Here is a 22,338-nt window from a genome sequence, read left to right as displayed (position 1 = left end):
CTTGTTTTTTGTATTCATCAACAGTATTGGTAACTACATCAAATATTGATGATAATATAACAATTCAAGAAAATTCTAAAAAAATTATAGTTATGTAGTGACTTATAATAAAGATATGTCCTCAAGAGCGAGTAGCGATGCTGCTATGTCATTAATTGAAGGTTACCGTCAATTAGATGATGCTATGTTTGTCGATTCAGATAATATAGCTATGAAGATCTTAAGTTATATTATAAGATTTACTGCTATATCTTGGATTATGGTAGGTAATCATGAAATAGGAGGTTATGGAGCAAGAGCAAAGAATTTGATTTAAAAGTAGTAAAATATGAAGTAGATCCTTTTGAGGGTACAACATATTTTAAAACTAAAGATTTTAATTCTTTGCAAGTGCATAAGCAAATTGCTATAGATACAGAGGGAATGCAAGCAAGTTATTTGTTATCTGAAAATATTAAAGATAGATACATGGCAAGTAACAAAATTAATCCTACTTACGGTATAGGTTATTTATGGACAAGACTAGATCAGGCAAGTTATATTTTTAGTACTAAGTTTGATGGTAAAGGTAAAAGCGGTAATGATATAAATGCATATGTAAAAGCAATTAACTCCATATACGGTAAAAATTATATTACTAAAAATAAAATTCGTTCATATGCTTATTTAGATTTATTTGATCCGTTTTTATTCTATTCAGGATATTCATTTATAATGAATACTAACTTAAATGATATTCCGATAATTGAATTAGGACCGGTTAAATATTTACCGGCTACTAGAGCGATACTTGCTCCATACGGTTTAGAGCGTGGTTTAGTTAACCATTTTGTTGTTGATAACAAATATATTCAAGTTAATATTAATTACGGCAAAAATCAAAAATTTAAGTTTTACGGTGTCGGAGTTAAAGCTAATAACTTAGTCAAAGTTGAATTTATCGGTTTAGGTTTAGAAGCGACATTGTGGAATCAGCCTAAAATGTTAACCACTACCCCTTTAAAAGAAAGTTGTAAGCAAGGTGGACTTGGAGCTGTTAATTTTGAACTTAGCTTAAATGAAACATTTAAGATAGTCGGCTCAGACGGTTACAAAGCAGCGGGATTTATAGAAGGTATGCCTTTAAAATCCTCAGCTATAGGTTAGAGCAGGGTTAAAATTAGATCTATAAGAGAAGGCTTTGTTGCATGACTAATATGTCATTCCTGCGAAAGCAGAAATCCAGAAAAAAGCGCTATACATCGAGCTTTTAATTTTAAAAACTTACTGTGTATGCACCGTTTAATTACTGGATTTCTGCTTTCGCAGGAATGACATATTAGTCATAATTTGTATATTTTATTATTCTTCTTTTATTATAAAGTATATATATTTGTATATAAGATAATTATGACTATATATGCTAACTATTTTAGAAAAATTCTTATTCTCTTCTGTAAAAATGTTCATCAATATACGTGAAGATACCGTATCTGCTCTTAAAAGGCTTGGTATTAACAATATTCGTGATTTATTATTTTATCTACCTGTTTCATATCAAAATAAAATATTATCGCCTAATTTAACTGAAGTTAGAGACGGTGACATAATCCAAACAGAAATTGTAGTTGAGAGCATTAATTTACCAAAGAAAAGTAGTCAGCCTTTAAAAATTACAGCTAGCAATGATACTGGTTCTTTGTTATTAGTGTTTTTTCATAAACCCCCACCTTTTATTTTTAATAAATTGCAAGTTGGTACTTCTCATATTATCAGCGGAAAGGTACAATTTTTTGATCATTACTTACAAATTTCGCATCCTGAATTTATTGTAAATCCTAAACTTGCAAAAGCAATAGAGCCGATTTATTCCCTGACATATTTACTTAGTAACAAGCAGTTATATTCATATATCATAAAAGCAATAGAGATATTTGAAGAGAAGTGTAAGAGTATAGAAGATAAAGAAGTAAAAGATTATTTAGATATTATATTGCAGAATTTGCAAATGTTGCATGTTTTTCGTCATTGCGAGGAGGCATGCATGCCGACGAAGCAATCCAGCAATGTAAAATTAATAAATTCTAGATTGCCGCAGCCCCTAAAGGGGCTTCGCAATGACGATGTATATACTAACGCCAAAAAACAACTAGCAGCTAAGGAGCTTATCGCTAATCAAATATCTCTTTTAAATGTACGTACGCAAATAAGTAGAAGACAAGGTAATATTTACCCTAAAGCTGTATCTATTCAAGCAAATATATTAAATGAGCTAGGATTTGAGTTAACTTCTTATCAAAAGCAAGTCATAGAAGAAATAGAGTGTGATCAAAGCGATAAAATAGAAATGATGAGATTGTTGCAAGGCGATGTTGGCTCTGGTAAAACTTTGGTAGCTCTGCTGACTATGGTAAATGTGGTAGCCACTGGATTTCAAGCAACGCTTATGGCTCCAACTGATTTGCTTGCCAATCAGCATTATGAGTTTTTTGTTAAAGCTTTAAAAAATACTAATATAAGAGTCGGATTACTTACAGGTAAGATACTGGGGGCAGCTCGTAAAAATATTATGATACAACTTGACAACGATGAGATGGATATATTAGTCGGCACTCATGCTTTATTTCAAGAAAAAGTAAGTTTTAAGAAACTAGGTTATATAGTGATTGATGAGCAGCATAGATTTGGGGTGCAACAGCGTTTGAATTTAATAAATAAAGGAGTAAATCCCGATGTGTTAGTTATGACTGCAACGCCGATTCCTCGAAGCCTTGCACTTACTATGTTTGGTGATATGACTATCTCAAAGCTAATGGGTAAGCCGAAAAGTCGTTTACCTATCGCTACAAATACCATGTCCGTTAATAAGATAGAGTATATTATAGCAGCGATAAATAAGAAGCTTATTGCAGGTGAGCGGGTATATTGGATTTGTCCATTGATAGAGCAGGGAGAGAAAGAAACGCCGGAAGAGGATAGTTTATTGATGGATGTGATGAGTCGTTTTAACTCTATCGACAATATCTATCAAGGTGATACCGGTATTATTCACGGTAAGATGAAGAACGAGCAGAAAGACCAAATAATGAAGCAATTTAAGGAAGGTGAAATTAAGATATTAGTTGCAACAACCGTTGTTGAAGTCGGAATAGACATACCTGAAGCCACTTTGATAATTATTGAAAATGCTGAGCAATTTGGTCTCGCTCAACTTCATCAGCTTAGAGGTAGAGTAGGGCGGGGTAGTTTGCAGTCATATTGTATATTGTTATACAATCCTAAAAGGCTTAGAAAAGTTGCACGAGGTAGGTTTGAGATAATGAAACAAACTAATGATGGATTTTATATAGCTGAGCAGGATTTAAAACTGCGAGGTAGCGGTGAGATTTTAGGAGTAAAACAAAGTGGCGAAATCGCATTTTTCTTCGCCGATTTAGCGGACGATCATGACCTACTTCTTAAAGCGCATAAATTTGCGGAAATAGGCTCAAAAGGTAATATAAATTTTGTTAACTTTCAGATAAAGCTCTTTGCCAAATCTCAAGTAAGCGAGTTGGTTTAGTTTGAATATGCTATTTCCGCTTGGCGTTGGCGTTGTTGCGTGGTTCGATTTTTACCGTCATTGCGAGAAGAATTACGCAGTAATTCGACGAAGCAATCTCATGCCAAAGTCCTGAGATTGCCGTGCTCCTTTCAGTCGCTCGCAATGACGAAAAACCGCACCGTGCAAGCAAGCTTTTTTATAAAATGAAAATCTAGAATACTATAAGTTAAAGCTAATCCTGTGTGATTTCAGCAAGTCTAGTAAACAGAGCATCAATCATATCCCAGCCTTTTTTTTGAATAGTGAGTAAAGAAGAATCATTAGTGTTTATTTGTTGTAATAAATCTATTCCCACTTGTTCATGTGCAGGATCAAGATGCATATGTGTTTTGAAATGTTTTGCTGCTTTATGATTAAAAAATATTGATCCTAGTTTTTCATAAAATATAGTAGCGCAAGACTCTATTACTAAATGGACAAGGACGGCTCTTTCACTATCTCCAAGAGTCATCATTTTTAGCGTAAACCAAGAACCTAAGGCCTCAAAAATAGAATCTGTAGTTTCTTCATTATTTTCTAGATTTTGGAATAATTCTATATTATGTCCAAATTCATCGGTAAGATGCTCCCATGCAAGTTGTTGAAATTCTTTTGTTTCAGAAAACACTACTCTTGCTAATACCATTTTTTGAAATTCGTTTGACCAAATCCGAAAATGTTTAAGAAATTTATTTTTTCGTAGCGTACTATCTAACTTAATTTTAAATAGTTTGTTTTTTTTAAATTGCTCTTTATATTGTTCATTATCCAAAATTAAACGATCTATTATATTCATATATTTAATTATCAATTTATTTAAATATATTAATATTAACTAAATTACGCTGTCACTAATTATTAATGTTTATTTACCAATTTTTAAAACCATATGTGTATTTATAGATGAATATGAATTGTAAGATCATAATTTGTATGCAGTAAATATATAAAACATTGCGACTTATCCATTTTAGATTTATAGCTATTTTTTGTGAATAATCGCTTAGGATCATTAATATATAGGTAATTGTTAAGAAAGTGAGGTTTAAAATTAAGTCAGTATTTGAAAAATTAAACTCATTAAAGGAAATCGCAAGAGTAAAAAGAGTTGAATGCATGAAAGAGGCAAAAATTGCTATAAAACAGCAAAGTTTTAAGTTTGCCTGCTCATGTTTTGAAATAAATCCAAGTATCATTGTAGCAATTACAAGAGTTCCGTAATCAATCAAAGCCCAGCTAATATACCACAATAGTACCATTATAATTGCATGACAATAACCGCTATAGAAAAAGCGAGTTAAAGAATTACGAAAATAATAAATATACCATTGCCCTAAATAGATAGAGATTAGAATATTTGTAGTAAGAAACTGTTTAAATAGTACAGTGGTATATATTTGTAATAAAACACCGAATATTATTATATGGATTTTTGGTTTATCATGAAAATTATAACCGGCAAAAAAGCAAAATACTGGCATAGCTGTACGACCTATGATCCGCATAATCGTTAATTCAGGATATAGATATAAACCTACATGATCAATGATCATGGTTATAATAGCTAAGGCTTTTAGCCAATCCTGATAATTTGATTGGTGCTTATTTCTTGTTATTATCATAATTAACCGCTTTTAATAAATATGCCGTGCCGAAAAATGTTCCTATTCCAACTGCAATTGTACTACCTAGCATACAGACTTTAATCAGTAAATATTCCGAATAAAAATATTCTAAATAATAATGCTTTATTAAAGCAATTATAATAGACATTAATGTACAGCATAACAAAATTTTACCGCAGAAAAGTTTTATACCGGCTTCTATATGAAACTTATTTTGTTTTGTAGTATAGCTATATAATAAACCTAGATTATACCAAGCTGCAATAGATGTACCGACTGCAATACCGATATGTTTCAAAGAATCCATTAATAATAGGTTCATGCCGGTATTAATTATTATTGAAAATAAGGTTATTTTGAGCGGTGCTTTAGTATCTCCGTTAGCATAAAAAATAGGAGTTAAAATTTTTGCCAAAATAAAAGCAGGAAGCCCAAGTGCAAACGCAGAAATAGCCTCAGCTGTGTTTGCAGTATCTTGGCTCGTGAATACTCCTCTTTCATAAATTATATTAATAATCGGATGAGATAGAATTATAATACCGAATGTAGCAGGCAACGATAATAATAATCCTATTCTAATAGCATTATTCTGTATTTTTTTTGCAGCTACTATATCATTTGATTTATAGATTTTTGACAGCTCAGGTAGCAATATAGTAGAGAAGCTAGTACCTATTATTGATAGAGGAAATTGATATATCCGGTCGGCATAAGATAATATAGAAATAGCACCTTCAATAAAGCTAGCAATAGATTGGGATATGAAAAGGTTTAATTGCTGTACGCCGGAGCTAATGGTTGCCGGTCCCATATTAATCAAAAGCTTTTTTACATCGGGATCGCTTGGGTTAAAAATTATCGGAAAGTTTAAATCCGCTCTTTTCACACAGACAAACATAAAAGAAACTTGTAATATTCCGGCCATTATTAAAGATAAGCTAATTGAGATAGTAGATTCTATATAATGATCAAATGTTAAAGTAAACATTATTACGCATATACTTAAAATAACCGGTGAAAAAGCAAATGCAGCGAATTTTTTTACAGAGTTTAATATTCCGCCAAGTAGAGCCGTTAATGAAACAAATATTAAATAAGGTATTGTAATTCGGCATAAAAATACCGTAAGCTCAAACTTTTCTTTTTTACCATGAAATCCAGGAGCAATAAACAGCATTAATTGTGGCATGAAGATTTGCATTAATGCTATTATTACTATTAATGTCAGAAGTAAAAGGGTAAAAACCTCACCTGAAAAATTATTAGCGGCTTTCTTAGAAATAAGCATTTTTTCATTATAAATAGGAATGAATACGCTTGATAATGCTCCTTCTGCAAAAATTCTTCTAAATAAATTCGGTAGTTTAAAAGCAACATTAATGCTATCACCCATAGGCGTAGAGCCGAATAATGATGCAATAAACTGTTCACGCACTAAGCCAAATATGCGAGAAATTAATGTGAAAAAAGCTACTACGACTCCTGAACGAAATAATCGACTTCTTGCATAACTTGCTTCTACTTCTAAAGGTAATTTGTGCGTCAATCCGGTATTCGCATCCTCACGTACTAAAGTGTACGTTGTGGTGTTGCGTTCCGTGTTTCCTTCAAATTCCTCTTTATTAGCTACGTTATGCAAAAAGTCGGTCACTGTTTGTTTTTTATCTTATTTTTCTGATGTCATTCCCGCGGAGGCAGGGATCTAGTAAAACCTATAAAAACTTGTTTTTATAGGTTTATTTTGTTAATTAATGTGTAATTGTTGAGATCGGGATTAAGGCTACTTTTTCTGGATTCCCGCCTACGCGGGAATGACATCAAGCACCATGCAAGCAACGTCATGAATTCTTATCCCTAGCTAACCCTATCTATTCCTTCATTGATTAAAGCGTCTGCTTTTGATTTATTTTCCCATCCAGTAACTTTAACCCATTTACCTTTTTCTAAATCTTTATAATGCTCAAAGAAATGTACGATACGTTTCTTGAGCATGTCACATAAATCATCTAGCTCTTTAATATGATCGAAAGTAATATCGAGCTTAGAAGTCGGTACTGCGATTATTTTCTCATCAAGCCCTGATTCGTCTTCCATCATCAATACGCCGACTGCTCGGCATTTTATAACTGACCCAGGCACTATCGGATGATGAGCTACGACAAGTACGTCTATCGGATCACCGTCATTTGAAAGAGTATGAGGAATAAAACCGTAATTGCATGGATAGCTCATGGTAGTTTGCATAAAGCGATCAACAAAAACTGCTCCTGATTCTTTGTCAAATTCGTATTTGATTGGACCGCTATTCATCGGAATTTCGATAATTACGTTTATTTCGTAATTATTTGCTTTTGCTTTGATTTTATCTATAAACATGTTTTTATTTGTTTGGTTGGTTTAATTATTTTTCGTCATTGCGAGGAGAATTACAACGCAATTCGACGAAGCAATCTCAGGCCTATTTTACTAGATTGCCACGTCGCTTCGCTCTTCGCAATGACGTTGTTATTTCGGAGGTCTGTAATTCTCATCATGCTTTGCAAGTAATTGTCTTGCTATAAATTTCCCGTTCGATAATTGCCCGATGGCAATAATTCCTTGTCCTTTACTAAATAGAGCCGGAAGGGCTCCTTGATATAATATCTCTAAATCCTTAATATTATCGGTAATAACAAAACTTATCTTATCATCAGCAATTTTATTTATTAAATCTGTTTTAACAAGCCCACCGACTCTTAACTCTTTGCCTTGTTCTATTTCATTAATTTTTGACGGCGGCAAAAAAAATACTATATTTTTCTCTAAATTGTAAAGTATTATACTAATTCCTAAACATGCTGAGCAGAAACAAATAATTATTGTTATTAATCTATTTCTTATTCTCTGTTGCATTAAAGTTCTGTTTATTTTTCAATGACTTGTAATTTAAAAAACTTACAATTAACAATATTGCTAAGATTAAAAAGGTAAATAAATACGCTACCGATATATAACTATTCATTTCTTAAAAATTCCATAATTTCCTTAGGTGAAGAATCTAAATAGAAATGTTTTAGATATTTTCCATTTGCATCGATTAAATATGTAAAAGATGAATGATCAAGCATATAGTTCGGGTCGTCATCATCACCATGCACACGAGCATAGAAAACCTTGAATTTATCAGTTACATCTTTTATTTGCTGCTCGTTACCGGTAAGACCTATAAATTTTGGATGAAAATGTTTTAGATATTCTTTAAGTGTTATAGGAGTATCACGTTTTGGGTCAATAGTGATAAAAACAGGTAGAATATCTATTTTATGTTTATTTAAAATTTCTACAATCTCCGTCATTTTATTTAGAGAGGTTGGGCATATATCAGGACAACTAGTAAATCCAAAGTAAATGAGGCTTAAGTTGCCTTTCAACTTATCACTATTAAATATCTCTCCATTTTGGTCTATTAGTTCAAAATTACCGCCGATTTTTACGTTATCTTCATAGATATTAACTTGACCGGCAAGCGGTTTTTCAGGCGTTCTTAAAGATAACAACAAATATAATGCTCCTACTCCTATTAATAAGCTAATTACGATAATTATTTTTATAACATTTGACTGTATTTTCATAAGATATTATCCATTTTTGCGTTGTCATCCTAGCTGGTCCTGCTGTATGGCTCTTATGTCATTCCTGCGAAAGCAGGAATCCAGAGAAAAGTGAAAATGTTATACCATGGCTTGACTACGGTATCTTGTATCACAGGCCGTGTCCTGAGATCCCGCAATCAAGTTGCGGGATGACATTAAAGGTTACTGGATTCCCGCTTTTGTGGGAATGATATAAAAAGACCATACAACAAAGTCTACTCTTTTACACAAGCCCTAATTTTTTAGGTTTAAAATATTTTACCCAAATATCTATTAACAATTTAGTAATGATAATCGCTGAAAATATTGAAGATATAATCCCGATCGTTAATGCAACGGCAAAACCTTTTATTGCACCTACTCCAAATATATAAAGTAAAAAAGCAACGATTAAAGTAGTTAGGTTAGCATCAAGGATAGTGGCAAACGCAGATTCAAAACCGGTTCTAATAGCATAAAGATTAGAAACTCCTTTATGCAGTTCCTCTTTAATTCTTTCGTAAATCAATACATTAGCATCAACAGCCATACCCATAGTGAGTATTATTCCTGCAAGTCCCGGCAGAGTTAAAGTAGCTTGGAAAAGTGAAAGTAAAGCTAAAATATATAACAATGCAAGGCTTAAGGCTATATTGGCAAATAAACCAAGCACACCGTAAGACCAAACCATAAATATACACACTGCTATAAATCCTATAAATCCTGCCTTTTTGCCCGATTCTATAGAATCAGCACCCAAATTTGGACCTATATTTCTCTCTTCAATAATTTTAAGTGGGGCAGGAAGCGAACCGGCTCGCAATAATAGTGCAAGCTCATTTGCCGACTCAACGGTAAAATTTCCTGTTATTATACCGCTTCCGCCCATAATCGCTCCGTTTATCGTTGGAGCACTTAGTAATTTATTGTCTAAAACTATAGCAAGGCGTTTACCGGTATTATTTTTGGTTATTTCACCAAATATTTTACTACCTAAATTGTTGAAAGAAAAAGCAACTACCGCTTGTGAATTTTGGTCAAAAGACGCTGAAGCGGTTGTAAGCTGATCCCCACCCAAAACAACTTTTTTCTTTATAACGACATAATACTCCCCATGACTTTTGCTATCTCCCTTAACTAGCATTGAACCTACTGGAACATGTCCTTTTACCGCTTCTTCGATATTGGCATTTTCATCAACTAAATGAAAAGTTAGCTTTGCAGTTTTCCCTAATATATTCTTCAGGTAAGAGGGATTTGCTTCACCGGGAACTTGCAGTAATATATGCTTATCGCCTTGTTTCTGTAGGGTCGGCTCTTTAGTGCCGGTACTATCAACTCTCATGCGAATGATCTCAATAGATTGGTCTACTACCTTATTAAGTAAGTCATTTAATCTAGATTCGCTGTAGCTAAGCTTTATTTTATTTTCATTTACTTCAGCGATAATTTCTGGATCGATTTTATTAATTATTTTCTTTAACGGCTTTAATTTCTCAGGCGATCTTACTTCTAATTGAATGCTATTTTGTCTAACTAACAGATTTTTATAGCCGATTTTATCCTCACGAAAATTTTTGCGTAAAGTGTCGGCAAGATTTTCCATTGAATCATTTAAGTAGGTGTCAAAATCAACATCGAGTAATAAATGGGCTCCTCCTCTAAGGTCAAGTCCTAGATTTACTGAATTATGAGGCAGAAACTTAGAGTTTACCTGCATGAAATTGGGTAAGGCACAAATAACCGCAAAAACCGTACATATAATTGAAAGAAAAATTTTCCACTTAGGAAGATTTTGCACCGCTTACCTTCTTATCTTTTTTGTTGTTTTTTTTACTGCTACTTACTTTTGTACGACTAGTTATATCGATAATAGCACTTTTTAAAGCTTTAATACGTACGTCTTTAGCTATTTCGATTTCAATATTATTGTCATTTTCACTTACTTTAGTCACAATACCGTAAATGCCGCTATTTGTTAGAACTTCTTCGCCTTTTTTAACTTCACTTACTAATTTCTCTCTTTCTTTGCGTCGTGTTTCTTGTGGACGTAATAATAAGAAGTAAAATACAGCAAAAATTAAAACCATCGGTATTAAGCTTGTTAACCCTGATTGTAAAGAATTTGTTTCTACAGGCACTACCTCAGTTTCCTGTATTTCTATAATGTCGTTATTATTTGCCTGATTATCTTGCGTATTTGCTGACATATGTAATTTCTTAATTGTTGCAATAGTCTTCTTGTATAACCTCTTTCTAAAAATGATTTGTATACCTTTGATACTTCAAGATTTGGTACGTCAAATTTTGGGCTTCGCCTTTGCTCACGTAGTTTTCTACGCTCCGCAGGCTCACCACTTATTTGGCTTCCAACTTTTGAAGTATCTGCGGTGTACATCAATCCGGTACTCGCATCTCACGTACCTTTTTGTACGTTGCGGTGCTGTATGCCGTGCTTCCTTAAAATTTCTCTTTATAAGATAGGTTATACACTAAGTCTAATAAAATAAAAATAGCTACCTAATAGCTTTAATGCAAGGGTAAAATAATAATATAAAATATATTTAAATGTATTTTATACTAATATAAGTTATCACAAAACAGATAAATGGCTATTTTTATGACAGTTATAACTACTAGAATTTCTAATGAACTAGATATTATATTTTCTAATGTTGCTAAGGAAATCGATAGACCAAAAGGATATATTATACGTAAAGCAATAGAAAGTTATATAGAAGAAAAAGCAGATTTATTAATTGCTTTGTCTTGTATAGAAAAAGGAGAAGAAGTAATTTCATTAGAAGATATTAAGAAAAAATATGGTTTGGAAGATTGAATTTATGATAAACTTACTGATGTCATTTGCAAAAGGGCGTTGTTGCTTAGTTCGAAAAACATGCTCTATGTCATTCCCGCGTAGACAGGAATGACATAAGACGGGAAAAATCACTGGAGCGGGTGAAGGGATTCGAACCCTCGACTTCGACCTTGGCAAGGTAGCGCTCTACCCCTGAGCTACACCCGCTTAAATAAAATAACGGCGTTTTAATGTAAAAAGTTTAAGGGGATCAAAATTAATTACATATAAAACGCCTTAGTGCTTTTTAATCTAAGCGAATCTGAATATAAGTCATTATAAGATAAATTGCAAGTATTAAATTAGCAATTTATTGGCATAAATAAAGATAGATTATTTAATAAATTAACGCTATTGCAAGGAAACTACAAAGTATATTGACTAAGCAATCTAGTTAAAAACTCTGTAAACTAGAATTTTTTATTATTATTTTTTTAGATTGATACGCTCCTTTCAGTCGCTCAGCTCATTATGACACCTGTCTTGAGTTAGCAATGCTATAAAATCTAATTTTATTAAATTGACTTTTATTTTTATATAAAACAGTATAGTTCTTTATTAATTTTAACTAATCTGTAAAAAAGTATGTGAAGTTACGCAAAAGAGCAAAAAAGTTTAGCCTGTAATCAAAAAGAAGCAATAGGGCTACTATCGATAGGTACGTTTCTTGAATATTTTGATCTCATGCTCTATGTACACATGGCGGTACTACTTAACGAGCTATTTTTTCCTGAAGCCGATGCACGAGCGGCTTCTCTATATTCTGCCATTGCATATTGTGCAACATATGTATTTAGACCTATCGGTGCTTTAATATTTGGTTGGATAGGAGATACTATAGGTCGTAAGGCAACGGTCATTATTACAACTTTTTTAATGTTGCTTTGTTGTCTTATAATGGCTAATTATAAAAACTTATGCCGAAATTGGTATTACGGCGGCTTTTGTAGTAACTGCGTGTCGTATCGCTCAGGGGATGTCCTTTATAGAGGAGGTAGTAGGTGCCGAACTTTATCTAACCGAAATGACAAAAATTCCTCAACGTTATTAGTAGGTGCAACCGTAGCATTGGCGGTAGGAACACTTGTTACTTCTTTTGGACTTGATTGGCGTATTGCATTTTGGTTTGGAGCAGCTATTGCTATAGTTTGTGCTGTTGTAAGGACAAATCTTAGGGAAATTCCAGATTTCATTGATGCAAAAAGACAAATAAAGAAAACTGTAGCACAAGCGGGGATAGATAGTAATCGGTTAAAATCAAGCCCTATTTGGAGTGAAAAAATTAATAAACCAACAGCAATAGCTTTCTTTTTTATACATTGTGGAGTCCCGTTATGGTTTTATATTGTTTATATTTATTGCGGTAATATGCTAAAAACTCATTTAATTATAGTGCTGCTCAAGTAATTCATCAAAATTTTATTGTTTGTGGTACAGAATTAATAAGTACAATAATTGTTACTTATTTGGTTTGTAAAATACATCCTTTAAAAGTCCTTAAAGTAAGATTAATAATATTTTCTATTGTAGCCATTATGTCTCCTATCTTACTAAATAATATTTCAAATACTATAGAATTACTTTTATTCCAATTATTTATTGTAGTATTTGCCCCTACTACTTTTCCGGCAGATGCAGTGTTTTATACAAGATTTCCAGTATTAAAACGTTTTACATGCGGCAGTTTTATATTTGCTTTATCACGAGCTTTAATGTTTGCAGTTTCTTCTTTTAGAACAATTTACTTGATAGATTATTTTAATCACTGGGGATTATTATTCTTGATTATTCCAATTCTAATTGGTTATACATTTGGAGTAAATCATTTTATAAAGTTAGAGGAGAAAGCAGAGAGTTATTATTAGAAAAAGCTTTGTGTCTTTCAAGTTTAATATTAAAAACTTTTAGGCATAACTCAGCAAATTCTCGTTCTAGTTTATAATTTATATTAGCAGCGACCAAAAGAAAATTTATTAAAGTCTCTTTAATAATTTTTCTAGCTTTCTCAGGTGATTTAACTCCCAAAGTTTGCACATTATAAATTCGGTCAAATAATTTTGTTAATGTCGTATTGCATCTTTTCTCTTTAATTAATAAGTTTATGCTTTCTCCGCTACTTATCTTCCCGTAAGATTTAATTCTAGTTAGACCTTCTACGTGTTTTGCTACTTCCGGTCCAAAAATTTCGGTAATTGCTTCTTCAGCTACAAATTCAGCAAGCATAATTGTTACCTCAATCAGGTGCGAATAATAAGGACCGCCTGATTGACGCATTTGAGAACCGTGTTACGTGCATAGTAGATACCTTTTTTGATTTCGAGGATATCTATAGGATTTGCTACTTTAGTATTTAAATATTCGAGTTTATCAAGTAATTTTTTACTATAAACACAAATTGCAAACTTTTCTTTCCAAGAGCTTATATCTTCCATAAAAGTTATTGCTTATTTCATTATAATTTGTGGGCTATTAATTAAAAAATTAGGCATTGCCTAGAAAAAGTTGATAATTTGAAAAGTTTACGTCATTGCCACGCTCTTTGCAGTCGCTTATCTTATGACGATATCAACCATTTCGAGGAAATGCCAAAAATTGCAGTAATAAATAGCTGCAGATTAGGTTCTGTGAAGGAAAATATAAATAATTTAATTTTCCTTCACAGAACTAAAGATTATTGTTATATTATTTTAAATATTAATCCTAAAGTCAAAATATAACTATGTCAAACCGTAATAAAGTACAAGAGTACGCACAAGCTAGCTCCTTAAATAATACTAATCTAACTGCATCACAGGGTGAGTTAATACTAACTGTTGCAAATTTATTGTTCAAAGAGTCAAATATTAATAATAATCAGAATATACAAAGAGATAATAATATATCTTATGAGAATAATATTACCGACTTTGAAAATCAGGATACAAGTTGTGGTATATGTAAATGTCTTGGAGCTATAGCTACTGTTTGCTGCAATGTGTATGTATGTTTATTTGAATAAACACCAAATTTTACACTAAAAAAATATGAGCAAGGCTTAAGAAAGTTAGGAAACCTAGAGCATCGGTTATGGTTGTTAGAAATACACCGGAGCCTGTAGCGGGGTCTATATCAAAATAATGCAGTATTATAGGAATAGCAGAGCCGAATAATCCGGCTACTAAAAAATTTAAAATAACTGCAATAGCAAAAATAACGCTAAGATTTAAGTCAAGCAACATCACAAAGCTAAGTCCTGCTCCGATAATTGCAAGTACAAAACCGTTAAAAGCCGATACGGCTATTTCTTTTAATATAACTTTATTGACATTATTATAATGAATATCTTTATTAGCAAGGGCTCTAACCGTAACGGTCATGGCTTGTGTTCCGGCATTTCCGCCCATTGAAGCTACAATAGGCATAGTGGCTGCAAGCGTTACAAGTTTTGCAATAGTATCGTTAAAATGGTTAATGATAAGTGAGGTCATGCAGGCAGTGATTAGATTAACAAAGAGCCAAGGAAAACGATGTTTAACGGTATAAAATACATTGAAGAAAGTATCTTGAGTGTGTACCCCGCTTAATGATAATATATCTTTTCCGGCTTGTTCTTCGATAATATAAATTATATTATCGATTGATACGCTACCTACTAACTTACCGCTTTTATTTACTACCGGTACAATAGTTAAAGCATATTGTCTAAAAATGAAGCTTAGTTCGTTTAAATCGGTAAAAGCATCTGCAAGCTTAAAATCTTTGCTCATCAAATCTTTTATCAATTCATTTTTTTTGCCTTTAATTAGCGTGCTAAGAGAAATAATACCGATAGGGCGTAATTTATTATCCGTAACGATTGCCGCATAAAAGTCATTCTTTATGTTCTTAATAAAATTTAATGATTCCTCGACCGTCCATCCTTCTTGAAGATTAATAAAATCTCGCTCAATTACCCTACCTACCGTATTTTCGGGATATGTACAACCTATGGTGATTTGGTGTTTTTTTTCTTTAGTGAGATTACTTAGGATAAGGTCTTTTATATCATCGTCTAGATCGATTACTACTTCAATAGCATCTTCTATAACTAGCTTATTGATTAATTCTGCAGATTTTTTTATGCCTAAAGTTTCTATTATTAAAGGTTTACTATAAGCATTTAATGATACTAACGTTTCAGGCTTAATTTCATCTTGTAATAAAGGAATAATTATTTTATATGTTTTATTGTTAAGATTATCTAAGAAATCTGCTAAATCGGCATAATGCAGCTTGGCCAGCCTGCTTGCAGCAGCATCATAATTGTGATCTTCGATCAGATCGTTAATTTGATCAAAAATTTCAGCAAATTGATCGTGATGATCTGGTAAGATGCTTTTAAATATATTGAAATTAGGCATAGCCTATTGACCTAATAGTTTATTATAGACTTATTATAATTATTTAAAGCTGGTTAGCTAGGCTTGGCACAGAATTGTGTACAATTTGCTAATCAATATAAATCACAGAGTACAAATAAGCAATAGTTTTTATTTCAACTCCTTTTCATTTATCAGGAGTATACAATTAGCACAAACATTTACTAACAAGAAGAACTTAGGAGTAAATATAAAATCTGAAGTGTCGAAACAGACAAAAATTTGACTTTGTGAAAAACCGGCGAATGGTGCGGTCGAGAAGACTTGAACTTCCAATCTTTTTACAGAACAGCACCCTCAATGCTGCGCGTCTACCAATTTCGCCACGACCGCTTAAGCTTTACTCTATAGCGGATTATGAGTAAAATATCAATAGAGTTCTTTTGATGTCATTTCCGCTTCCGCGGGAATGGCATAAACTAGCCATGCGACAACACCTTTAGTCGTTTGCAATGACGGCAAAGCTATTCAAGATAAATCGACAACAAAACTAGGTGTAATCGATTGCTTAACAGCAGCTTTCATTAAACTATCTAGTTTTTCATCAATATTATCAAAATCGATATGATATTCTCTAGAATTTCCGGTTAACACTAGGGCAGAGTCTATACCAAGGCGATTTGCTGCAAGTATATCGGTGTAAACAGTGTCCCCAATCATTAACATGCGATTCTTAGGGGTATTATGACATTCTTTTAAAATTTTGCTATATATTTCTTCATATGGCTTACCGCTATAAATTACTTTTCCGCCAAGCTGCTTTATTTTTTCGGCATAATAGCCGCTACAATATCTATAAACACCGTGCTGATTTATTCCAAGGTCAGGATTAGCACAAATATTGACCATTTTACGTTGTACAACAATTTTAAATAATTCATCGAATTCGTTTAAATCTAAATTTTCGTTTTCGTCTCTGTAAATAGTCATTAAGAAAATATTAGCTTTGTTAATATCATCAGTGATAGGACATTGAATTCTGTTTATGATATCATTTTCTAAATGTCCTAAATGATATATTACTGGTTTTTCTATACCGAACCGCTCTTTACTTTCTAGTATCATTTCTACTGCTATTTCGCCTGAGCTAATAATCATTTCCGGTTCTGCATTTAATCCCCACGATTTAATTGTTTGATGCAGTGAAAAAATATTTCGTGGAGCATTAGTGACAAAATATACTTTTTTTCGTTCAATAATCTTATTAATATTTTGTACGACGCCCGGATAGGTACGCCCCCCTTCAATTATTACCCCCCAAAGATCGAATAAAAACACATCATAATCATTAATTACGTCGAAAATATTTTTTAACTTTAATATATTCATTGTTATCTCGCTAATTTTAAATCAAGAAACTTTACTATTTTAATAAGTTACGTTATAGTAATTTTTATTGTTTCTAGCAACAAATAATAGAGCCAAATATATAATATGTCGGAAATTGAAGAAAAATTTAACGAATCATCATACGGTGCTGATTCCATAAAGGTTTTAAAAGGTCTTGAAGCCGTAAGAAAAAGACCGGGAATGTATATCGGGGATGTTGGAGACGGGTCGGGTCTACATCATATGATTTATGAAGTAGTCGACAACGCTATCGACGAGTCGCTTGCCGGTTATTGCGATCTAGTACGAGTAACGTTAAATAAAAACGGTTCAGTAACCGTATCCGATAACGGGCGAGGTATACCCGTTGAAATTCATGAAGCAGAAGGAATATCGGCAGCTGAAGTTATTATGACGCAACTTCACGCTGGCGGTAAGTTTGACCAGAACGCTTATAAGGTTGCAGGCGGTCTACACGGTGTCGGTGTATCGGTTGTAAATGCTCTTTCTGAATGGCTTGAGCTGCGTATTTGGCGTAATAATAAGGAATATTTGATTAGATTTAATAACGGTATAACGGAAGCTCCGCTTGCGGTTGTCAAAGAAAATATTGATAAAAAAGGTACGGAAGTTACTTTTTTTCCGTCTGTAGAAACGTTTACTAATATAGAATTTGATTTCGGCACTATAGAGCATCGTCTTCGTGAGCTTGCTTTTTTAAATTCAGGCGTAAAGATTTTACTCGTCGATAATCGCTTTGAAGAAGTTAAAGAAGTAGAGTTTTATTATACGGGCGGTATAGAAGCTTATGTAAAATATATAGACAGAGCGAAGCACGCTATCCATCCATGTATAGTAGTTAATACGGAGAATGCTGAGTCCGGTATGAGCCTTGAGCTTGCGATGCATTGGAACGATTCTTATCATGAAAATATTTTATGCTTTACTAATAATATTAGGCAGCGTGATGGTGGAACTCATCTTAGTGCTTTCAAATCAGCGATAACACGTGTTATTACCTCGTATCTTGATACTACGGGTCTTAATAAAAAAGCTAAAAATGACTTTAGCGGTGAAGATACTAGGGAAGGGCTATGTTGTGTGCTTTCCGTTAAAGTGCCTGATCCTAAATTTTCTTCTCAAACAAAAGATAAGCTAGTAAGCTCCGAAGTACGACCGGTTGTTGAGAATGCCGTTTATACAAAGGTTCTTGAGTGGTTTGAAGAGCATCCAGCAGAAGCTAAGGCAATTATAGCTAAGATTATGGAAGCTGCGAATGCTCGTGAAGCTGCTAGAAAAGCAAGGGAACTCACTCGAAGAAAATCAGCTTTAGAAGTTTCGAATTTACCGGGTAAACTTGCAGATTGCCATGCAAAAGATCCTGCTATTTCAGAATTGTTTATTGTTGAGGGGGACTCTGCGGGCGGTACTGCAAAGCAGGGTAGGGATAGCAAAATTCAGGCTATATTGCCTTTGCGTGGTAAAATTTTGAACGTTGAACGTGCAAGATTTGATAAAATGCTCGGTTCGGACCAAATCGGTACGTTAATTACAGCTCTTGGAATTAGTGTTGAACGAGAATTTTCCTTAGAAAAGCTTAGATACCATAAAGTTATTGTTATGACCGATGCTGATGTTGACGGTTCGCACATTAGAACTTTATTACTCACGTTTTTCTATCGTCATATGCCTGAGCTAATAAATAAAGGTTATCTATATATAGCTCAGCCACCGCTTTATAAAGTAAAGAAAGGAGCAGCCGAGCTTTATTTAAAGAATGAGCAAGCGTTGCAAGATTATTTGATCAAATCAACTATTAATGATGCAACCTTAATTCTAGACGTTAAAGAGCAGTTAATGGGTGATAGTTTAGAAGAGCTAATTAATAAAGTAGTTAAGTTTAACGGCTTGCTTGACCATGCTAGCAAAAAATTTAATCGCTCAATTACCGAAATTCTTGCGATTAATGACTTACTTAATAACAAAATATTTGAGCCTGAAAGTGATTTAAGACTTAAAAAAGCTTTAGATGTTTTAAATAGCTTAGAAGGTTCGCCTGATAAGACTTGGGAGGTTTTAAAACATGAAAATAAAATAGAGTTCTTCCGCTTTAGTAGGGGTTTAAAAGAAAGTAAAATATTATTGAAAGAGCAGTTAGAATCATTTGAGTTTGTACAAATATCAAAGCTTGCTTTAACGATTTTTGATATATTTAGTAAGCAATTAAAGCTTATAGTAAAAAGTCAGGAATTCGATATTTTAACACCGAGTCAGTTGTTAAATACCATTATAGAATGCGGAAAAAGAGGTATAAATATTCAGCGTTTTAAGGGTCTTGGTGAGATGAATTCCGACCAGCTATGGGAAACTACTCTTGACCCTACAAAAAGAACTTTGCTTCAGGTAAGAGTTGCAGAAATTGATGAAGCAGAAGGCATTTTTTCTACTTTAATGGGTGACGTTGTTGAACCTCGCAGGTTATTTATCCAAGCAAATGCGTTGAATGTCGTGAATTTGGATGTGTAGTATAATCGGTGTCATACCGTGGCTTGACCACGGTATCCAGAAAACAACTAAAAACATTAATAATATTAGTATTTTTAACTGGATCCCGCGATCAAGTCGTGGGATGACAATTTAATCAGTTTCTCTTCGCAATGACGTTACAATTTTATCAAAATAATTTATGCACAAATTAATTATTCACGGTGGTACACCTCTTAAAGGTAGTATTAATATTAGCGGTGCTAAAAATGCTGTGCTACCTATTATGGCAGCGTCTATTCTTACCGATAAACTGCATATTACTAATGTTCCAAAGTTAACGGATGTTAGTACTATGAAAGATTTGCTCCGAAGTCACGGGGCAGATATTGAAATAATAGAACATCAAGATGAATTTGAGCTTATAATTAATACCGAAAATATAAATAACTTTACTGCAGATTATGAAATAGTCCGTAAAATGAGGGCATCGATTTGGGTGCTTGGTCCTTTGCTTACCAAATACGGTAAAGCAAAAGTATCGCTTCCGGGTGGTTGTGCTATTGGAGCAAGGCAAGTAGATTTGCATATTGCTGTATTAAAAGCTATGGGAGCTACGATTGAAATAGAAGATGGTTATATTAACGCTTCAAGTAAAGGACGCTTAAAAGGTACTCATTTTGTTTTTGATAAAGTTTCCGTAGGTGCTACGATTAATGCAATACTTGCAGCTGTTTTAGCAAAGGGGGAAACTGTGCTTTTTAATTGCGGTCGAGAGCCGGAAATAGTTGATTTATGTAATTGTCTTATCACAATGGGAGCCGATATTGCAGGTATCGGCACTAGCGAAATAACAATTAAAGGCAAAGATTCTTTAAATAAAGCGAGCTATAAAGTACTTTCTGATCGTATTGAAGCCGGTACTTATATGTTTGCAGCAGCTATTACTAAAGGTGATATAAAAATTTGTGGGATTGATTACCATATTGTAGAAAATATAGCTTTAAAACTTATCGAAACGGGTATAAAAGTCGTGCCGATCAATAACGGAGTTCAAGTAACTTATGAAGGGAAGTTAAATTCAGTTGATTTAGAAACTAATCCCTATCCTGGCTTTGCTACTGATTTGCAAGCACAATTTATGAGCCTTATGACGCTTAGTAGCGGTGTTTCAATGATCACCGAGAATATTTTTGAAAATCGTTTCATGCATGTCCCTGAATTATGTAGAATGGGAGCAGATATAGTAGTACGAGGTAATAAGGCGGTTGTTCGAGGTGTAGAAATGTTAAAAGGCGCAGAAGTTATGGCAAGTGATCTTAGAGCTTCGGTATCGCTAATACTCGCCGGTCTTAGTACTAATAGCAAAACCGTATTACACCGAATATATCATTTAAATCGTGGTTTCCAAGATTTAGAAAAAAAATTAAGTAATTGCGGTGCAGATATAAAAAGGGTATAATATACTCGATCAACTTCAAAAATTGGCTACGTCGTTCTACAAGAGCTGCGGTACTTACGTATTAAGTATACGCTGCATTCCTTGCCTTGTGAACTCCTTGCTCTTTTTGAAGTTGATCTGCATATACTCGTTTCCTATTTATTTATAGTATACTATTTTTAACGGAGAAAAATTATGGCAAGAATTACAGCAGAAGATTGTAATAAAATTATACCGGATAGGTTTCGGCTTGTTGTCCTAGCAACAAGATATGCTAAATTATTAAATTATAAAGTAGAAACTAATCAAATCAAAAAAGAAAAGCGTGATAAGCCTCCTGTTATCGCATTACGTAGAATTGCTGCCGAAAAAGTATCGGTAGCTCAGTTAGAACAAGATTTAATAAATAGTCTGCGTACAAGAACTATGATAGAACCGCTTGTTAATCAAGGTGAATCAGAAGCTGTAGAAGAAAAATTTGAGTATTTACCTGAAGTTTATATCGGAGAAGATTATTCTGATTTAGATGATCAAATCTTTATTGATGAGAATGGTGAAGATTATGAAACCGATAAGTAAATGCTTATCGGTGTTGGTACTGATATAGTACAAATTCCTAGAATCGAAAAAATATTACATTTATATCCGGAACTTTTTGCTAAAAAAATTCTAACTTCAAAGGAATTAAAACAGTTTGCTTTGTTGGGGAAAATAAACCAAGCTGCTTTTTTAGCCAAGCGTTTTGCTGCTAAAGAGGCTGTTAGTAAAGCCTTTGGAGTCGGTATAGGTCAAGGTATAAATTTTAAAGATATTACTATACTAAATAATGATTTAGGTAAGCCTATAGTAGAAGTTAGCTCAAACTATACAAACAAATTCTTTCCTTTTAATATTCACCTTTCTCTTGCTGATGATTATCCTGTATGCGTAGCATTTGCTGTGATTGAGAGTAGTTATAATGTTATTCTTGGGTAGAGGCGTTACTGTGTGAACTCTATGTCATTCCCGCGGAGGTATTGTTGCGTGGAT

At 33.3% G+C, this 22,338-nt stretch carries 24 protein-coding genes, 2 tRNA genes and 1 pseudogene; 12 read left to right on the top strand and 15 right to left on the bottom strand.

Annotation, left to right across the window (positions count from 1 at the left end; genetic code table 11):
* The first annotated feature begins 97 nt into the window (after window positions 1-97).
* The 3 genes from RGRA_RS09235 to RGRA_RS0105870 all read left to right on the top strand — a co-directional run bounded on the left by RGRA_RS09235 (window position 98) and on the right by RGRA_RS0105870 (window position 3,541).
* Window positions 98-316: a hypothetical protein gene (locus tag RGRA_RS09235; RefSeq protein ID WP_236609829.1), complete on the top strand. Its 219-nt coding sequence runs from the start codon at window positions 98-100 to the stop codon at window positions 314-316.
* Window positions 317-384: 68 nt separating this feature from the next.
* Window positions 385-1,146 (top strand): hypothetical protein, encoded by a 762-nt coding sequence (locus RGRA_RS0105880; RefSeq protein WP_236609828.1) that lies wholly within the window; start codon window positions 385-387, stop codon window positions 1,144-1,146.
* Window positions 1,147-1,399: 253 nt separating this feature from the next.
* A complete protein-coding gene (locus RGRA_RS0105870) occupies window positions 1,400-3,541 on the top strand; it encodes an ATP-dependent DNA helicase RecG (RefSeq protein ID WP_017442396.1) in 2,142 nt (713 codons plus the stop codon).
* Between the two features lie 214 nt (window positions 3,542-3,755).
* On the opposite strand, the gene RGRA_RS0105865 is transcribed toward RGRA_RS0105870, so the two are convergent.
* The 9 genes from RGRA_RS0105865 to RGRA_RS10860 all read right to left on the bottom strand — a co-directional run bounded on the left by RGRA_RS0105865 (window position 3,756) and on the right by RGRA_RS10860 (window position 11,199).
* Window positions 3,756-4,358 (bottom strand): hypothetical protein, encoded by a 603-nt coding sequence (locus RGRA_RS0105865; RefSeq protein ID WP_024547360.1) that lies wholly within the window; start codon window positions 4,356-4,358, stop codon window positions 3,756-3,758.
* A gap of 73 nt (window positions 4,359-4,431) precedes the next feature.
* Window positions 4,432-5,184 (bottom strand): TraX family protein, encoded by a 753-nt coding sequence (locus RGRA_RS0105860; protein WP_017442394.1) that lies wholly within the window; start codon window positions 5,182-5,184, stop codon window positions 4,432-4,434.
* Complete coding sequence (gene murJ, locus RGRA_RS0105855; RefSeq protein WP_410525676.1) at window positions 5,165-6,733, bottom strand: murein biosynthesis integral membrane protein MurJ; 1,569 nt, start codon at window positions 6,731-6,733, stop codon at window positions 5,165-5,167. Before murJ ends, RGRA_RS0105860 begins: the two co-directional genes overlap by 20 nt.
* A gap of 308 nt (window positions 6,734-7,041) precedes the next feature.
* Window positions 7,042-7,563, bottom strand: a complete 522-nt coding sequence (gene ppa, locus RGRA_RS0105850) for an inorganic diphosphatase (RefSeq protein ID WP_017442392.1) — start codon at window positions 7,561-7,563, stop codon at window positions 7,042-7,044.
* Window positions 7,564-7,692: 129 nt separating this feature from the next.
* Window positions 7,693-8,079 carry a cytochrome c maturation protein CcmE gene (gene ccmE / locus RGRA_RS0105845; RefSeq protein WP_017442391.1) on the bottom strand — a complete coding sequence of 129 codons (387 nt, stop codon included), beginning with the start codon at window positions 8,077-8,079 and terminating at the stop codon, window positions 7,693-7,695.
* A 101-nt stretch (window positions 8,080-8,180) separates the two neighbouring features.
* Entirely contained in the window at window positions 8,181-8,798 is a 618-nt protein-coding gene (locus RGRA_RS0105840) for an SCO family protein (protein ID WP_017442390.1), read from the bottom strand.
* Between the two features lie 244 nt (window positions 8,799-9,042).
* Complete coding sequence (gene secD / locus RGRA_RS0105835; RefSeq protein ID WP_017442389.1) at window positions 9,043-10,599, bottom strand: protein translocase subunit SecD; 1,557 nt, start codon at window positions 10,597-10,599, stop codon at window positions 9,043-9,045.
* On the bottom strand, window positions 10,583-11,008 hold the full coding sequence (gene yajC / locus RGRA_RS0105830; protein WP_017442388.1) for a preprotein translocase subunit YajC: 426 nt from the start codon (window positions 11,006-11,008) through the stop codon (window positions 10,583-10,585). Before yajC ends, secD begins: the two co-directional genes overlap by 17 nt.
* Window positions 10,960-11,199 (bottom strand): palindromic element RPE5 domain-containing protein, encoded by a 240-nt coding sequence (locus RGRA_RS10860; RefSeq protein WP_084520599.1) that lies wholly within the window; start codon window positions 11,197-11,199, stop codon window positions 10,960-10,962. Before RGRA_RS10860 ends, yajC begins: the two co-directional genes overlap by 49 nt.
* 207 nt (window positions 11,200-11,406) lie before the next feature.
* Here RGRA_RS10860 and RGRA_RS0105825 point away from each other — a divergent pair, with 207 nt between their 5' ends.
* On the top strand, window positions 11,407-11,637 hold the full coding sequence (locus RGRA_RS0105825; RefSeq protein ID WP_017442387.1) for a DUF6290 family protein: 231 nt from the start codon (window positions 11,407-11,409) through the stop codon (window positions 11,635-11,637).
* A 114-nt stretch (window positions 11,638-11,751) separates the two neighbouring features.
* Here the strand turns inward: RGRA_RS0105825 and RGRA_RS0105820 are convergent.
* Window positions 11,752-11,826, bottom strand: a tRNA-Gly gene (locus tag RGRA_RS0105820).
* A gap of 516 nt (window positions 11,827-12,342) precedes the next feature.
* On the opposite strand from RGRA_RS0105820, the pseudogene RGRA_RS13715 reads away from it, so the two are divergent.
* The 3 genes and pseudogenes from RGRA_RS13715 to RGRA_RS12615 all read left to right on the top strand — a co-directional run.
* Window positions 12,343-12,513: pseudogene (locus tag RGRA_RS13715) on the top strand (MFS transporter); the annotation flags it as partial.
* Window positions 12,514-12,555: 42 nt separating this feature from the next.
* On the top strand, window positions 12,556-13,065 hold the full coding sequence (locus tag RGRA_RS13710; RefSeq protein WP_236609834.1) for a proline/betaine transporter: 510 nt from the start codon (window positions 12,556-12,558) through the stop codon (window positions 13,063-13,065).
* 116 nt (window positions 13,066-13,181) lie between these two features.
* Window positions 13,182-13,523, top strand: coding sequence for a hypothetical protein (locus RGRA_RS12615; protein WP_024547358.1), 342 nt, complete (start codon window positions 13,182-13,184; stop codon window positions 13,521-13,523).
* Here RGRA_RS12615 and RGRA_RS09225 read toward each other — a convergent pair.
* The gene (locus RGRA_RS09225) at window positions 13,486-13,881 is read right to left on the bottom strand and encodes a hypothetical protein (RefSeq protein ID WP_017442385.1); all 396 of its coding nucleotides are present in this window, start codon (window positions 13,879-13,881) and stop codon (window positions 13,486-13,488) included. The two genes, RGRA_RS12615 and RGRA_RS09225, sit on opposite strands and share 38 nt — an antisense overlap.
* Before the next feature lie 14 nt (window positions 13,882-13,895).
* On the bottom strand, window positions 13,896-14,090 hold the full coding sequence (locus RGRA_RS14695) for a guanosine polyphosphate pyrophosphohydrolase (RefSeq protein ID WP_157668035.1): 195 nt from the start codon (window positions 14,088-14,090) through the stop codon (window positions 13,896-13,898).
* Window positions 14,091-14,377: 287 nt separating this feature from the next.
* On the opposite strand from RGRA_RS14695, the gene RGRA_RS0105795 reads away from it, so the two are divergent.
* Window positions 14,378-14,656 carry a hypothetical protein gene (locus RGRA_RS0105795; RefSeq protein ID WP_017442384.1) on the top strand — a complete coding sequence of 93 codons (279 nt, stop codon included), beginning with the start codon at window positions 14,378-14,380 and terminating at the stop codon, window positions 14,654-14,656.
* 10 nt (window positions 14,657-14,666) lie between these two features.
* Here the strand turns inward: RGRA_RS0105795 and mgtE are convergent, their stop codons facing one another.
* From mgtE to RGRA_RS0105780, 3 genes are all read right to left on the bottom strand, one after another.
* Window positions 14,667-16,037, bottom strand: a complete 1,371-nt coding sequence (gene mgtE / locus RGRA_RS0105790) for a magnesium transporter (protein WP_017442383.1) — start codon at window positions 16,035-16,037, stop codon at window positions 14,667-14,669.
* A 264-nt stretch (window positions 16,038-16,301) separates the two neighbouring features.
* A tRNA-Leu gene (locus RGRA_RS0105785) sits at window positions 16,302-16,388 on the bottom strand.
* A gap of 135 nt (window positions 16,389-16,523) precedes the next feature.
* Window positions 16,524-17,384, bottom strand: coding sequence for a TIGR01459 family HAD-type hydrolase (locus RGRA_RS0105780; RefSeq protein ID WP_017442382.1), 861 nt, complete (start codon window positions 17,382-17,384; stop codon window positions 16,524-16,526).
* Window positions 17,385-17,489: 105 nt separating this feature from the next.
* Between RGRA_RS0105780 and gyrB the strand changes: the two genes are divergently transcribed.
* The 4 genes from gyrB to acpS all read left to right on the top strand — a co-directional run bounded on the left by gyrB (window position 17,490) and on the right by acpS (window position 22,284).
* Window positions 17,490-19,910 carry a DNA topoisomerase (ATP-hydrolyzing) subunit B gene (gene gyrB, locus RGRA_RS0105775; protein ID WP_017442381.1) on the top strand — a complete coding sequence of 807 codons (2,421 nt, stop codon included), beginning with the start codon at window positions 17,490-17,492 and terminating at the stop codon, window positions 19,908-19,910.
* A 160-nt stretch (window positions 19,911-20,070) separates the two neighbouring features.
* The gene (murA, locus tag RGRA_RS0105770; RefSeq protein WP_024547357.1) at window positions 20,071-21,330 is read left to right on the top strand and encodes a UDP-N-acetylglucosamine 1-carboxyvinyltransferase; all 1,260 of its coding nucleotides are present in this window, start codon (window positions 20,071-20,073) and stop codon (window positions 21,328-21,330) included.
* 174 nt (window positions 21,331-21,504) lie between these two features.
* Entirely contained in the window at window positions 21,505-21,888 is a 384-nt protein-coding gene (gene rpoZ / locus RGRA_RS0105765) for a DNA-directed RNA polymerase subunit omega (protein ID WP_017442380.1), read from the top strand.
* Complete coding sequence (gene acpS, locus RGRA_RS0105760) at window positions 21,889-22,284, top strand: holo-ACP synthase (protein ID WP_017442379.1); 396 nt, start codon at window positions 21,889-21,891, stop codon at window positions 22,282-22,284.
* Window positions 22,285-22,338: the final 54 nt, after the last annotated feature.

The organism is Rickettsia gravesii BWI-1, assembly GCF_000485845.1.
In the GTDB taxonomy this organism is placed as follows: domain Bacteria; phylum Pseudomonadota; class Alphaproteobacteria; order Rickettsiales; family Rickettsiaceae; genus Rickettsia; species Rickettsia rickettsii.
Note: the sequence above shows the minus strand (reverse complement) of the source record. Positions and strands in the feature narration are given on the sequence as shown.

Coding starts and splice junctions, on each gene's coding strand:
- RGRA_RS0105870 (WP_017442396.1), top strand. CDS start 1,400: ATGCTAACTATTTTAGAAAAATTCTTATTCTCTTCTGTAAAAATGTTC.
- RGRA_RS0105865 (WP_024547360.1), bottom strand. CDS start 4,358: ATGAATATAATAGATCGTTTAATTTTGGATAATGAACAATATAAAGAG.
- RGRA_RS0105860 (WP_017442394.1), bottom strand. CDS start 5,184: ATGATAATAACAAGAAATAAGCACCAATCAAATTATCAGGATTGGCTA.
- ppa (WP_017442392.1), bottom strand. CDS start 7,563: ATGTTTATAGATAAAATCAAAGCAAAAGCAAATAATTACGAAATAAAC.
- ccmE (WP_017442391.1), bottom strand. CDS start 8,079: ATGCAACAGAGAATAAGAAATAGATTAATAACAATAATTATTTGTTTC.
- RGRA_RS0105840 (WP_017442390.1), bottom strand. CDS start 8,798: ATGAAAATACAGTCAAATGTTATAAAAATAATTATCGTAATTAGCTTA.
- yajC (WP_017442388.1), bottom strand. CDS start 11,008: ATGTCAGCAAATACGCAAGATAATCAGGCAAATAATAACGACATTATA.
- RGRA_RS0105825 (WP_017442387.1), top strand. CDS start 11,407: ATGGCTATTTTTATGACAGTTATAACTACTAGAATTTCTAATGAACTA.
- RGRA_RS13710 (WP_236609834.1), top strand. CDS start 12,556: ATGGCTAATTATAAAAACTTATGCCGAAATTGGTATTACGGCGGCTTT.
- RGRA_RS09225 (WP_017442385.1), bottom strand. CDS start 13,881: ATGCTTGCTGAATTTGTAGCTGAAGAAGCAATTACCGAAATTTTTGGA.
- RGRA_RS14695 (WP_157668035.1), bottom strand. CDS start 14,090: ATGGAAGATATAAGCTCTTGGAAAGAAAAGTTTGCAATTTGTGTTTAT.
- RGRA_RS0105795 (WP_017442384.1), top strand. CDS start 14,378: ATGTCAAACCGTAATAAAGTACAAGAGTACGCACAAGCTAGCTCCTTA.
- mgtE (WP_017442383.1), bottom strand. CDS start 16,037: ATGCCTAATTTCAATATATTTAAAAGCATCTTACCAGATCATCACGAT.
- RGRA_RS0105780 (WP_017442382.1), bottom strand. CDS start 17,384: ATGAATATATTAAAGTTAAAAAATATTTTCGACGTAATTAATGATTAT.
- gyrB (WP_017442381.1), top strand. CDS start 17,490: ATGTCGGAAATTGAAGAAAAATTTAACGAATCATCATACGGTGCTGAT.
- murA (WP_024547357.1), top strand. CDS start 20,071: ATGCACAAATTAATTATTCACGGTGGTACACCTCTTAAAGGTAGTATT.
- rpoZ (WP_017442380.1), top strand. CDS start 21,505: ATGGCAAGAATTACAGCAGAAGATTGTAATAAAATTATACCGGATAGG.
- acpS (WP_017442379.1), top strand. CDS start 21,889: ATGCTTATCGGTGTTGGTACTGATATAGTACAAATTCCTAGAATCGAA.